The organism is Streptomyces sp. NPDC086147 (genome assembly GCF_040702165.1).
Taxonomy (GTDB): domain Bacteria; phylum Actinomycetota; class Actinomycetes; order Streptomycetales; family Streptomycetaceae; genus Streptomyces.
Genome location: NZ_JBFBJO010000007.1, coordinates 139,215 through 152,004 on the forward strand (window position 1 = coordinate 139,215; position 12,790 = coordinate 152,004).

Sequence of the window (12,790 nt, forward strand, 5' to 3'; positions counted from 1 at the left end):
GAGTGGTGTAGACCTTACGGGCGCGCGCGGGGCAGACTTGCGGCCCTGACGAGAGCAAACGTGCAGCTCAGTGCAGCTCAACGACGAGCAAAAGGTGGATGAAGCCGTGGAGCGGCGACGATTTCTTGGACTGACCGCGGCCGCCGCGGCCCTCGGACTGACCGCCACGGTCTCCGGCTGCGGATCCCTGGGCGGCGACTCCGGCGACGTGACCCTGAAGCTGGTCGCCGCCGAGTACGACCTCTCCGGCGGCGACTCCAGCAAGAAGTACTGGACCGACCTCGCCACCGCCTTCGAGGCGAAGCACCCCGGGATCAAGGTCCAGGTCCAGGTCGAGTCCTGGGACGACGTCGACCGCAAGGTCGCCGAGATGGTCAAGGCGGGCGAGGCCCCCGACATCGCGCAGATCGGCGCCTACGCCGACTACGCGGCCGCCGGCCAGCTCTACGCCGCCGACGACCTGCTCTCCATACCCGTCCAGGCCAACTTCCTCCCCCGGCTCGTCGCCGCGGGCGAGCACAAGCAGACCCAGTACGGCCTGCCGTTCGTCGCCTCCACGCGCCCCCTCTTCTATAACAAGGCCCTCTTCGCGAAGGCCGGCATCAAGCCGCCCACCACCTGGGACGAGCTGGCCGAGGCCGCCGGGAAGCTCAAGAAGGAGGGCGTCCGCACCCCCTTCGCGCTGCCGCTGGGCCCCGAGGAGGCCCAGGCCGAGGCCATGATGTGGCTGCTCGCGGGCGAGGGCGGCTGGACCGACGCCACCGACCACTACGCGGTCGACTCCGAGGCCAACGTGCGCACCTTCGAGTGGCTCCGCACCAACCTCGTCGGCAAGGACCTCACCGGCCCCGTCGCCCCCGGCAAGCTCGACCGCAAGGCCGCCTTCACCGCCTTCGCGAACGGCGAGGTCGGCATGCTCAACGGCCACCCCTCGCTCCTCAAGGAGGCCGCGAAGAAGGGCGTCGAGGTCGGACAGGTCCCGCTTCCCGGCCCCGACGGCCCGAGCCGGACCTCCATGGGCGTCGCCGACTGGATCATGGGCTTCAAGCAGAACGGCCACCGCAAGGAGATCGGCGACTTCCTCAACTTCGCCTTCAACGACGACAACGTCCTGAAGTTCGCCGGGGACAACGACCTGCTGCCGGTCACCGTCACCGCCTCCGGCCGCATGGAGGCCGACCCCGAGCACGCCAACCTGCACGTCTTCCTCAAGGTCCTCCCCGACGCGCAGCTCCCGCCGGTCGGCAAGACCTCGTGGGCCAAGGTCAGCGAGAACGTCAAGCAGAACATCGGCAAGGCCGTCGTCCCGAACGCGCGCCCCGCCGAGGTCCTGGGCTCGATCGGACGCGTGGCGACGGCGGCGGAGGCCGCCGAGTAATAAGTTGGTCCTATGAGCGAGGACCGGGAAGCGACGCAGGGTGAGGGCGGCGGGGGCCCCGCCGCCCTCACCGAGCAGGAGCAGGCCCTCCTCGCCGTCGAGCGCCGCTCCTGGCCGGGCCCCGGCGCCAAGGAGCGGGCCGTCCGCGAGGGGCTCGGCCTCTCCCCGATCCGCTACTACCAGCTCCTCAACGCGCTCCTCGACGACCCGCGCGCCCTGGCGCACGACCCGGTGACGGTCAACCGGCTGCGCCGGGTGCGCGAGGAGCGCCAGCGCAGGAGGTGAGCGCGGACGGCGGGAAGGCCGGGAGAAGGTAGGCGCGGCCCTCCGTGGGTAGGGTCGGAAGCATGGTCAACAGCCTTCCGCACCCGACCACGTCCGCCGGCCGTGACGGCCTGGCCGCGATCCTCGCGCGGCCGGAGGAGACCGTCGTCGCCCTCGACTTCGACGGCACGCTCGCCGACATCGTGCCCGACCCCGAGTCGGCCCGCGCCCACCCCGGCGCGGTGACCGCCCTCGCGGCCCTCGCGCCCCGGGTCGCCTCCGTCGCCGTGGTGACCGGCCGGCCCGCCGGGGTCGCCGTCCGCTACGGCGGCTTCGCCGGCGTCCCCGGCCTGGACCACCTGGTCGTCCTCGGCCACTACGGCGCCGAACGCTGGGACGCCGCCACCGGCACGGTCCGGGCCGCCCCCGTCCCGCCGGGCGTGGCCGCCGTCCGCGCCGAGCTGCCCGGCTTCCTCGACCGGGCCGGGGCGTGGCAGGGCGTCTGGATCGAGGAGAAGGGCCGCGCGGTCGCGGTCCACACCCGCAGGGCCACCGACCCGGAGGGCGCCTTCGAGGCGCTCAAGGGCCCCCTCGCCGACCTGGCCGCCGACCACGGGCTCGTCCTGGAGCCCGGCCGGATGGTCCTGGAGCTGCGGCCCCCGGGCATGGACAAGGGCGTGGCGCTCGCCGCGTACGCACGGGAGACGGGCGCCGGGTCCGTGCTCTACGCGGGCGACGACCTGGGCGACCTGCCCGCCTTCGCCGCCGTGGAGAAGCTCCGCTCCGACGGCACGCCCGGCCTCCTGGTCTGCAGCGGCTCCGGCGAGGTCCCGGAGCTCTCCGACCGCGGCGACCTCGCGGTCCCGGGCCCGGCGGGCGTGGTCGACTTCCTGACGGCCTTGGCGGAGGCGGTACGGGGGGACTGACCGGGTCCGCGCATACGGAGGCGACGGGTCGCGGGAGTCTCGTACGATCACGGGCGGAACGGGGCTCGTAGCGCAGTGGTCGTCGCGCCTCCACCGCATGTAGGAGGACGCCGGTTCGAATCCGGCCGGCCCCGTTCCGCCCGATATCACCTGGCGGGCCGCTGCCCGGGTGGGGCAGGGTTCCGGGTGATGAGCGATGAGTACGAGATGACGTACGCCCACCCCGACTTCCTCGAGGGCATGCTGCAACGGGGGCGTGGCCTGGGAGCGGTGCGCGCGCTTCGGGACCCGCAGGGTGCCGCCGGATTCGTGTACGACGGGATTCGCCGTGACTGGCGGTGGGACGGGACCGACGACCGGTCCTCGTACCTGGCCCGGCTGATCCGGGACCTGGAGCTGTCCCCGGCGCCGGTCGTGGAGCGGCTGGCGGGGGACGAGGAGTCCTGTCTGCGGGCTTGCGAGGTCCTGGAGCTGCTGGCTCTGGCCGGCTCGGAAGAGGCCCGGGAGGGGCTCCGGGCGTATGTCCGCACAGGCGATCACTGGGTCTGCGTGCTGGAGTCGGTGTCGGCCTGCTGGCCGGTGGAGTGGTGGGAGGACCTCGGTGACGTCGCACGCGCTCGAATCGGCGGAGAGCCGGAGCTTCCGTGGTTCTTCGAGCCGTGGACGAGGTTCGGGATCGAAGTGCGGAGCCGCCCTTCGCCGGCGCGGCCGTCACTGAGCGCGCTCAGGACCGTGGACCTCTTCTCCCTGCTCGCCGATCCCCGCGCGGAGGACGCCACGAAAGTCGACGCGCTGCGTGCGCTGAACAGCCGGGAGCCCTCCGAAGAACTGATTCCGCTCATCCCCTCGCTGGGCACCTCGGACGGCCGCCGTCCCCTGCCCCGGCTCGGGCGGGCCGTCGAGCGCCTCGGCACCGCCGCCGTACCCGCGGCCCGCGACTGGGCGCGAGACGAGAACCCCTGGCTCGCCCGGCTGGGAGCCGGCGTCCTGGCCGACCACCCCGGGCCCGGGGAACTGCCGGGACTCGTGAGAGAACTCGCGGAGCAATGGGCGACGCGGACCTGGTGCGGCCCGGACCGGACGGCACGGCGTCTGGCCCTGTTCGGACCCGACGCCGCCGACGCGGTGCCCCACCTGTGGCGCTTCTGGCTGCACACCCCGCACTCCTACGAGCGCGCCGCGTACCTGCGGGCGCTCACCGCCATCGACGGCGACGGTCTGGACTCCGCGTACACCGAGTCGCTCTGGGACTGCGAGGAGACGGCGCGACTGCTGGGAATCGCCTCCGCACCCGCGAACCCCGAAACCCTGGACCGGGTCGCCCTGCTGCGCGACGACCCGATGGAGACGCCCGAAGTACACGCCGCGGCCCGAGCGCGACTGCGGCAGACGGGCACCGGCCGGTCACCGCATACGGATCGGGGGAACAGGCCCTGGCCGTCGAGGTGAGACGGCTCGACATCCCGCGTAACCGCTGCCGGGTGGCGGTGCGGGGCCCTTGCCGCGGCTGCCGCGTGGAACCCGTCGTGACCTCGGCCCGCGAAAGCCCGCCCAGACGGCGGGAGAGCCGGACGGGCGTCCGCCACGTGTGCACGGCGACCACCCACCGGCCCCGGCCACGCTTCTCCTCGATGCCACGACCTCGGCCCACGACGGCTCGCAGGAGCGTGGGGCGAGGGTGGGGCACCCCCGAGGAACGGAGCGGAGCGAGTACCGCAGGGGCTCCCGTACGGCGGGTGCGTTTGCCTACTTAAGACGGAGCGATCGGGGCGGGCCTCTGACCTGCATGAACACTCGAAAGATCATTCACTTTTGGGTGATTCTACCCATGGATGAATGAAACGAGGTAGGCTCTACCCAGTTCTGAATGGGAGCGTGTCAGGAATGAATGAGTTGATGCGTTCTTACTCGTCCTCTATTCACCCGTGGGGGTAATCTGTGCGTGCGGCCCGGAAGGTCACCCGGATCGAGACCGTCAATCGGACGACGGGCGAGATGGCCGACTTCACCGTCCTCTCGTCGGTCCCGACCGCAGCGGGCCTCTGGTTCAGAGGAGGAGGGTTCACCACGATGGGATACGCGGCACACCTGGCACTCGCCGACGCCGACCTCAGCGCGGCCTCCTTCAAGCTGTTCCACAAGATGTGCGCCATCCAGAACCGTAAGGACCACGGCTTGGTCATGGTGGAGAGCCAGGCGAAGTTCGCGGAGCAGGTCGGCATGTCCCAGTCCTCGGTCTCGCGAGGCCTCAAGCAGCTCTCCGAAGCCGGGTTCATCTACCCCGACGGTCGTAGCTGGCGCATCCGGCCCGACTTCGTCTTCAATGGCAACGGAGCCGCCCAGGGCCGGGCCGTCCAGAGCATTCCGGCCGACGCCCCCGACCCGTACACGCGGAAGGGCGCCGGGCTGACCGTCATCGACGGCGGCGACAACGGGGACGACGGGAATGAGTGAACCCGGTCCTCGTCAGGATTCCGCCCCGATCGGGCGGATCATCGCGGTGAGCACGGGCGACTCCGGGGACGGGCGGCTCGTGCCGATCGCCTCGTACCCCCAGGACTCGTAGACCCGCCGGACCTTTCCGTCACCGGCCGACGCGTTGACCATCAGGGACACGTACGCCTCGCCGCGGCCGGCGAGGAGTTCGTCGTGGATGCGCCGTGCCAGTCCGGTTCCCCGGTGGGGGACCGTGACGCCGATCTCCTTCAGGGCCAGGGCCGGGGCGCCGGTGAAGGCGGGGTCCACGTCGCCCATCCGCTGCCACCAACGGTCCTCGCTCTCCACCGTGTTGCCGTACGCGTAGCCCACCGGTCGTCCCTCGGCGTCGAACGCGAGCACCGCTTCGAAGCCCGGCTCTCCGCCGGCGCTCCAGGCGCTCGGCGAAGACCGGCACCGCGTAGTTCGGCAGGTGGAGCAGCGGCGGTGAGGTCCGCGGGGCCTTCCGCGTTTTCGGTTCTCCGCCGGGCCGCAGGCCCTACACGGGATTCCCGAGCGCCTCCAGCTGGTTCAGGAACCAGCGCTGCGGGGGCAGGGCCGTCGCCGCCGTCGCCAGGCGCTTCGTGCGGTCGGCGCGTTCGGGGTGGGGCATCGTGAGGGCGGTGTGGAGGGCCTCGGCGGTCTCCGAGACGTCGTACGGGTTCACCGTGAGGGCGTCCTCGCGCAGTTCCTCGTACGCGCCCGCCTCCCGGGAGAGGACCAGCGCGCAGCCCTCCTCCGAGACCACCGGTATCTCCTTGGCCACCAGGTTCATGCCGTCGCGGACCGGGTTCACCAGGGCCACGTCCGCGAGGCGGTAGGCCGCCAGGGAGCGGGTGAAGTCGTCCTTCACCGAGACCAGGACCGGCGTCCAGTCCTCCGTGCCGAACTCGGCGTTGATCTCCTCCGCCAGGGCCGCCACCGAGGTCGTGTACGAGCGGTAGACCTCCAGGTCCTGGCGCGAGGGGTACGCCGACGCCAGGTGCACCACCCGGCCCCGCCACTCCGGGCGGGTGGTCAGGAGTTCGCGGTAGGCCAGCAGGCCGCGCAGGATGTTCTTCGACAGCTCAGTGCGGTCCACCCGGACAATGGTCTTCCGGTCGCCGACCTCGGCCCGCAGCTCCGCCAGCCGCTCGTCCACCGCCGGCCGGTGCGCGAGCGTCCGCAGCTCCTCGGCGTCGACGCCCAGCGGGTACACCGCGACGCGCGTCCCGGTGCCCTTCGTGTCCGCGCCGGCCGCGAACGCCTCGGCCCAGGCCGACGTGTGGAAGCCCAGCTCGTCCGCGCCGAGCATGCCCCACAGCAGCTCCTCGCGGACGTCGTCCGGCAGCATCCGCAGGTACGCGGGGGACGCCCACGGGGTGTGGGTGAAGTGCGCGATCCGCAGGTCCGGGCGGAGCTCGCGGAGCTGCCCGGGGACCAGGGCCAGGTGGTAGTCCTGCACCAGGACCGCCGCCCCCTCGTCCGCCGCCCCGGCCAGCGCCTCCGCGAAGGCGCGGTTGTAGGCGCGGTACGACTCCCAGCGGCGCCGGAACTCCGCGTCGTACACGGGCTCGCGCGGGATGTCGTACAGGTGGTGGTGCAAGAACCACAGCACCGAGTTCGCGATGCCGTTGTACGCGTCCGCGTACACGTCCGGATCGATGTCCAGCATCCGCACGCCGGGCTCCCCGACCCCGCGCCGGACCGCCTCCCGGTCGCCCTCGCCGAGGGCCGCGCACACCCACACGCTGTCCTGCGAGGAGACGGCGCTCAGGCCGGAGACCAGGCCGCCGCCGCCCCTGCGGGCGTCGAGCGAGCCGTCCTCGCCCAGTACGTACGAGACGGGTCCCCGGTTGGATGCCACGAGCACAGAAGCCATGTGGCGAACCTAGCCCGTCCCGTAAACGCTCAAACGTACGTATACAAGACGGGGGGATCCGGCCACCCAGGGTCACGGGGAGCGGCGGCGGCCTCGCGGGGGCCGGTGGTTCAGAGGTCGGGGCGGTCGCGCAGGGCCGCCCTCGCCACCAGGCCCGTCGCCGCGACGGCCGTCACCAGGCCGCCGAGCAGCCAGAGGCGTTCCTCGCTCCCCCGGGAGTGCGGCGGTGTGGTCGCCTTCCCCGGCGCGCCCGGCGCCGGGGACGCGTGGACCGGCGGCGCCGGGACCGCGCCCGCCGCCGCGGGCGCCCACGCCACCGCCGTCAGGCCCGCCACCGCCAGCGCCCTGCCCGTCCGTCGTCCGAAGCCCATGGAACCCATGGAAAGTGAATGTATGTAAAACGGACCATAAGGTCGCATTACGCCACGCGGCGCCCCGCGTACTCCGCGATCTCCGCCATCGGCGGCCGCTCCTCCGTGTCCACCGCGTACGTCCGCGGCTCGAAGCCCCGCTCGCCCCGCTCGAACTGGGTCAGCCACGGCCGCACCATGTGCCCCCGCGACAGTCTCAGCTGCGCCGTCCGGTAGATCGCCGCCGCCATCCGGCCGAGCGCGTGCCCGTCCTGGTGCCGGTGCTTGCGGACGCCCACGTCTACCTGCGCGAGCCCGTCCAGACCCACCGTGTGCAGCGCGTCCACGAGCAGGCCCAGCTCCACTCCGTAACCGACCGGGAAGGGCAGCCGCTCCAGGAGCGAGCGGCGGGCCGCGTACTCCCCGCCGAGCGGCTGCACGAAGCCGGCCAGCAGCGGCCAGTGCAGATTGAGCAGCGGGCGCGCCACCAGCTCCGTCACCCGGCCGCCCTGACCGGGAGTGCCGTCCAGCGGGCGGTCGTACATCGCCTTGACGAGGTCCACGTCCGGGTCGGTCAGGAGCGGGCCCACGATCCCCGTCACGAAGTCCGCGGAGAAGTCCCGCAGATCCGCGTCCACGAAGCACACGACGTCCCCGCTCGTCACCATCAGTGACCGCCACAGCACTTCGCCCTTGCCGGGCACGGCCGGTATCCGGGGGAGTACGTCGTCGCGCGCCACCACCCGCGCCCCGGCCGCCGCCGCGACCTCCGCCGTGCGGTCCGTGGAGCCCGAGTCGAGGACCACCAGCTCGTCGACGAGCGGCACCGCCTCCGACATCAGTTCGCGCCGGATCACGCCCACGATGTCCCCGACGGTCGCCTCCTCGTTCAGCGCCGGCAGCACCACGCTGACCGTCGTCGCACGCTTGGCGGCGAGGATCCGCTCCAGCGGCCGGTCCGCCACGGACCAGGACCGCCGGGACAGCCAGCGCTCCACCTCTTCCAGCACGTGATCTCCATCTCGCGGTTCGGACGGGCCGTCCAAGCGCCCGGGCCTTCGGTTACAGTCTTGAACAACGCAGCGACCCCGCGCACATCGGGGTGGCGTACGCGTCGGAGCGCAGGAACGAAAGTCCGGCCCTCCCCACAATCGAATACCGCTCATCCAGAGGGGCAGAGGGAAACGGCCCGTTGAAGCCCCGGCAACCCTCCAGTCGGTCACTCGTCATCCAGCGAGGTCCCCGGCTAGGGAAGGTGCCAAATCCGTCTCATGGCGAAAAATTCGTCATGGGAAAGATGAGGAGAAAGGGCCTCGCCTCCATGGCTGTACAGACCGTCGCACCCGCCACCACCGTCGACCTCGGTCCCGCGTCCGGGCTCTCCTGTCGCGAATGCGGTGAAGTCTTCGCACTCGGCCCGATCTTCGCCTGCGAACTCTGTTTCGGACCGCTCGAAGTCGCGTACGACCTCCCCGCCGGGGACCCCGAGGAGCTGCGGAAGCGCATCGAGGCCGGCCCCGCCAGCATCTGGCGCTACGCCCCCCTCCTGCCCGTCCCCGCCGACGTCGCCGAGAAGCCGAACCTGAACCCCGGCTGGACCCCGCTCGTCAAGGCCGACAACCTCGCCCGCGAGATCGGCGTCGCCCCCGGCAAGCTCTTCGTCAAGGACGACTCCGGGAACCCGACCCACTCCTTCAAGGACCGGGTCGTCGCCCAGGCCATCGAGGCCGCCCGCGCCTTCGGCTTCACCACTCTCTCCTGCTCCTCCACCGGCAACCTGGCCGGCGCCGTCGGCGCCGCCGCCGCCCGCGCCGGCTTCCGCTCCTGCGTGTTCATCCCGCACGACTTGGAGCAGGGCAAGGTCGTCATGGCCGGCGTCTACGGCGGTGACCTCGTCGCCATCGAGGGCAACTACGACGACGTCAACCGCTTCTGCTCGGAGCTCATCGGCGACCCGCTCGGCGAGGGCTGGGGCTTCGTGAACGTCAACCTGCGCCCGTACTACGGCGAGGGCTCCAAGACGCTCGCGTACGAGATCTGCGAGCAGCTCGGCTGGGTCATCCCCGACCAGCTGGTCATCCCGATCGCCTCCGGCTCCCAGCTCACCAAGATCGACAAGGGCCTCCAGGAGCTCGTCAAGCTGGGCCTGGTCGAGGACAAGCCGTACAAGATCTTCGGCGCCCAGGCCGAGGGCTGCTCCCCGGTGTCCGCCGCCTTCAAGGCCGGGCACGACGTCGTACGGCCCCAGAAGCCGAACACGATCGCCAAGTCGCTCGCCATCGGCAACCCGGCCGACGGCCCGTACGTCCTCGACATCGCCCGCCGCACCGGCGGCGCCGTGGAGGACGTGAACGACGAGCAGGTCGTCGACGCGATCAAGCTGCTCGCGCGGACCGAGGGGATCTTCGCCGAGACCGCGGGCGGCGTGACCGTCGGCGTCACGCGCAAGCTGGTGGAGAACGGCCTCATCGACCCGGAGCTCACCACCGTCGTCCTCAACACCGGCGACGGGCTCAAGACCCTGGACGCGGTGGCCGACACCTCTCAGGCGACCGCCACCATCCGACCGAGCCTGGACGCGTTCCGCGACGCCGGACTGGCGCGCTGATCCCCTCAGGGCCCCGGTCCTCGGTTTTCCGAAAGGTTACGTAAGTCATGGCCGTGAACGTCCGCATCCCCACCATCCTCCGCACCTACACCGGCGGGCAGTCCGAGGTCCAGGCCGAGGGCGCGACCCTCGCCGAGGTCATCGCGGACCTGGAGAAGAACCACACGGGCATCGCCGCCCGCGTCCTGGACGACCAGGGCAAGCTGCGCCGCTTCGTGAACGTCTACGTGAACGACGACGACGTGCGCTTCGAGCAGGGCCTGGAGACGGCCACCCCGGCCGGTTCGGGCGTCTCGATCATCCCGGCGGTCGCCGGCGGCTGCTGAGCCGAGGGAGGAGCACCGCTCTTCCTGTCCCGTTTTATTGAATTGCCCCTTCCGCGTCCATAAGCGGAAGGGGCAATTCTGCATGGTTGAGCGCGGTAGAGTTGGGGAAGTCCCCGCCGCTGCTCGTGCCGGGCGCATATGAGAACGCGCCTCGACCTGACAAGAAGCAGCCAAACTGTGTGCGCGTTGTGTACCTTCTGCGCGCTTTGCCGGGCCCGACTTGCCCGGCGATTCAAGGGAACCTCCCCAATTCTCCTTTCCGCGCTGCCCAGAATTCTCGCCCGAATGGCCTGTTGCAGAGGGCAGTTGGACAGATACATTCAGCGGCGGTCGACGCGTTCCGGCGCAGGGTCTGACCCGGGGTTCGTGAAGTGCGGCCCCGCGCAAGGGCCAGTAATAGGGGAGTTAGGCATGGCTCAGGGCACCGTCAAGTGGTTCAACGCGGAGAAGGGCTACGGCTTCATCGCGGTCGACGGTGGTGCGGATGTTTTCGTCCACTACAGCGCGATCCAGATGGATGGCTACCGCAGCCTCGAAGAGGGACAGCGAGTCGAGTTCGAGATCTCGCAGGGCCAGAAGGGTCCGCAGGCGGACATGGTCAAGCTCGCCGTCTGAGCGCGGCGCGATCGGCCGACGACGCAACGCCGTCGAGGGGCCCGCATCCCTGAGGGGACGCGGGCCCCTCGCGCGTTCGCGGGTGCTTCCGCCCGCTCCCGGGCGCCCCTCCCGCCCCCCGGAGCCCAGTGCCCCCTTCCCGAAACCCGAGAGTCGCTTGCACTCTCCTAGGTCGAGTGCTAATCATTGGCGTTAGCACTCGGCAGGTGAGAGTGCTACGAGGATCGGGCAGACGAGGCCGCCGGCCGGGTGGGGCAAGGAACCACACGGACACGCGGAGGCCGTCCGTCGCGGGCGTCGGCGCGGTCCTGGAGCGTTATCCACCCCATGTCCGGGAGGACCACTTCACATGGCCAAGATCATCGCGTTCGACGAGGAGGCCCGGCGCGGTCTCGAGCGCGGCATGAACCAGCTCGCTGACGCCGTCAAGGTCACCCTCGGCCCCAAGGGCCGCAACGTCGTCCTCGAGAAGAAGTGGGGCGCCCCCACGATCACCAACGATGGTGTCTCCATCGCCAAGGAGATCGAGCTCGAGGACCCGTACGAGAAGATCGGCGCCGAGCTGGTCAAGGAAGTCGCCAAGAAGACGGACGACGTCGCCGGCGACGGTACGACCACCGCCACCGTCCTCGCCCAGGCGCTCGTCCGCGAGGGCCTCCGCAACGTCGCCGCCGGTGCCAACCCGATGGCCCTCAAGCGCGGCATCGAGAAGGCCGTCGAGGCCGTCTCCGGCGCCCTCCTCGAGCAGGCGAAGGATGTCGAGACCAAGGAGCAGATCGCCTCCACGGCCTCCATCTCCGCCGCCGACACCCAGATCGGCGAGCTCATCGCCGAGGCGATGGACAAGGTCGGCAAGGAAGGCGTCATCACCGTCGAGGAGTCCCAGACCTTCGGTCTGGAGCTGGAGCTCACCGAGGGCATGCGCTTCGACAAGGGCTACATCTCGGCGTACTTCGCCACCGACATGGAGCGCATGGAGGCGTCGCTCGACGACCCCTACCTCCTGATCGTCAACTCCAAGATCTCCTCCGTGAAGGACCTCCTCCCGCTCCTGGAGAAGGTCATGCAGTCGGGCAAGCCGCTGCTGATCATCGCCGAGGACGTCGAGGGCGAGGCCCTGTCGACCCTGGTCGTCAACAAGATCCGCGGCACCTTCAAGTCCGTCGCGGTCAAGGCCCCGGGCTTCGGCGACCGTCGCAAGGCCATGCTGAACGACATCGCCATCCTCACCGGCGGCACGGTCATCTCCGAGGAGGTCGGCCTCAAGCTGGAGAACGCGGGCCTCGACCTGCTGGGCCGCGCCCGCAAGGTCGTCATCACCAAGGACGAGACCACCATCGTCGACGGTGCCGGTGACAGCGAGCAGGTCGCCGGTCGCGTGAACCAGATCCGTGCCGAGATCGAGAACAGCGACTCGGACTACGACCGCGAGAAGCTCCAGGAGCGCCTGGCGAAGCTGGCCGGCGGCGTGGCCGTCATCAAGGCCGGTGCCGCGACCGAGGTCGAGCTCAAGGAGCGCAAGCACCGCATCGAGGACGCCGTCCGCAACGCGAAGGCGGCCGTCGAGGAGGGCATCGTCGCCGGCGGTGGCGTGGCCCTGCTCCAGGCGTCGACCGTCTTCGAGAAGCTGGAGGCCGACCTCTCCGGCGACGAGGCCACCGGTGCCGCGATCGTGAAGCTGGCCCTGGAGGCCCCGCTGAAGCAGATCGCGGTCAACGCCGGCCTCGAGGGCGGCGTCGTGGCGGAGAAGGTCCGCAACCTGCCCGTCGGCCACGGCCTGAACGCCGCGACCAACGAGTACGTCGACCTCATCGCCGAGGGCATCATCGACCCGGCGAAGGTGACGCGCTCCGCGCTGCAGAACGCCGCGTCGATCGCCGCGCTGTTCCTCACCACCGAGGCCGTCATCGCCGACAAGCCGGAGAAGGCCGCCGCGCCGGCCGGCGGCGGCATGCCGGGCGGTGACATGGACTTCTGATCCTCGGGG

General features: G+C 70.8%; 12 protein-coding genes, 1 tRNA gene, 1 pseudogene and 1 riboswitch. Of the genes and pseudogenes, 10 read left to right on the top strand and 4 right to left on the bottom strand.

The features are described from left to right. The first annotated feature begins 94 nt into the window (after window positions 1–94). From AB0398_RS17975 to AB0398_RS18000, 6 genes are all read left to right on the top strand, one after another. Window positions 95–1,378 (top strand): extracellular solute-binding protein, encoded by a 1,284-nt coding sequence (locus tag AB0398_RS17975; RefSeq protein WP_366376132.1) that lies wholly within the window; start codon window positions 95–97, stop codon window positions 1,376–1,378. Window positions 1,379–1,390: 12 nt separating this feature from the next. Continuing rightward, window positions 1,391–1,663, top strand: coding sequence for a DUF3263 domain-containing protein (locus tag AB0398_RS17980; RefSeq protein WP_366376135.1), 273 nt, complete (start codon window positions 1,391–1,393; stop codon window positions 1,661–1,663). Window positions 1,664–1,725: 62 nt separating this feature from the next. Next, window positions 1,726–2,568 (top strand): trehalose-phosphatase, encoded by an 843-nt coding sequence (gene otsB / locus AB0398_RS17985; RefSeq protein WP_366376137.1) that lies wholly within the window; start codon window positions 1,726–1,728, stop codon window positions 2,566–2,568. Window positions 2,569–2,628: 60 nt separating this feature from the next. After that, window positions 2,629–2,702 (top strand) — tRNA-Arg (locus AB0398_RS17990). A 55-nt stretch (window positions 2,703–2,757) separates the two neighbouring features. Continuing rightward, entirely contained in the window at window positions 2,758–4,017 is a 1,260-nt protein-coding gene (locus tag AB0398_RS17995; protein ID WP_366376139.1) for a hypothetical protein, read from the top strand. 621 nt (window positions 4,018–4,638) lie between these two features. Beyond that, window positions 4,639–5,022 carry a helix-turn-helix domain-containing protein gene (locus AB0398_RS18000; RefSeq protein WP_366376141.1) on the top strand — a complete coding sequence of 128 codons (384 nt, stop codon included), beginning with the start codon at window positions 4,639–4,641 and terminating at the stop codon, window positions 5,020–5,022. A 12-nt stretch (window positions 5,023–5,034) separates the two neighbouring features. Here the strand turns inward: AB0398_RS18000 and AB0398_RS18005 are convergent. The 4 genes and pseudogenes from AB0398_RS18005 to AB0398_RS18020 all read right to left on the bottom strand — a co-directional run bounded on the left by AB0398_RS18005 (window position 5,035) and on the right by AB0398_RS18020 (window position 8,264). Continuing rightward, window positions 5,035–5,539, bottom strand: a pseudogene (locus AB0398_RS18005) (GNAT family N-acetyltransferase). A 3-nt stretch (window positions 5,540–5,542) separates the two neighbouring features. Beyond that, window positions 5,543–6,904, bottom strand: coding sequence for a trehalose-6-phosphate synthase (locus tag AB0398_RS18010; RefSeq protein WP_366376143.1), 1,362 nt, complete (start codon window positions 6,902–6,904; stop codon window positions 5,543–5,545). Between the two features lie 110 nt (window positions 6,905–7,014). Further along, complete coding sequence (locus tag AB0398_RS18015; protein WP_366376145.1) at window positions 7,015–7,275, bottom strand: hypothetical protein; 261 nt, start codon at window positions 7,273–7,275, stop codon at window positions 7,015–7,017. Window positions 7,276–7,322: 47 nt separating this feature from the next. Further along, on the bottom strand, window positions 7,323–8,264 hold the full coding sequence (locus AB0398_RS18020; protein WP_366376146.1) for a glucosyl-3-phosphoglycerate synthase: 942 nt from the start codon (window positions 8,262–8,264) through the stop codon (window positions 7,323–7,325). 149 nt (window positions 8,265–8,413) lie between these two features. Next, window positions 8,414–8,558, top strand: a riboswitch (SAM riboswitch). Between the two features lie 17 nt (window positions 8,559–8,575). Between AB0398_RS18020 and thrC the strand changes: the two genes are divergently transcribed. From thrC to groL, 4 genes are all read left to right on the top strand, one after another. Further along, window positions 8,576–9,862, top strand: a complete 1,287-nt coding sequence (thrC, locus tag AB0398_RS18025) for a threonine synthase (RefSeq protein WP_366376148.1) — start codon at window positions 8,576–8,578, stop codon at window positions 9,860–9,862. A 47-nt stretch (window positions 9,863–9,909) separates the two neighbouring features. Then, complete coding sequence (locus AB0398_RS18030; protein ID WP_366376150.1) at window positions 9,910–10,188, top strand: MoaD/ThiS family protein; 279 nt, start codon at window positions 9,910–9,912, stop codon at window positions 10,186–10,188. Window positions 10,189–10,599: 411 nt separating this feature from the next. After that, window positions 10,600–10,803: a cold-shock protein gene (locus AB0398_RS18035; protein ID WP_015035246.1), complete on the top strand. Its 204-nt coding sequence runs from the start codon at window positions 10,600–10,602 to the stop codon at window positions 10,801–10,803. A 349-nt stretch (window positions 10,804–11,152) separates the two neighbouring features. Then, window positions 11,153–12,781: a chaperonin GroEL gene (gene groL, locus AB0398_RS18040; RefSeq protein ID WP_062753193.1), complete on the top strand. Its 1,629-nt coding sequence runs from the start codon at window positions 11,153–11,155 to the stop codon at window positions 12,779–12,781. Window positions 12,782–12,790 lie beyond the last annotated feature (9 nt).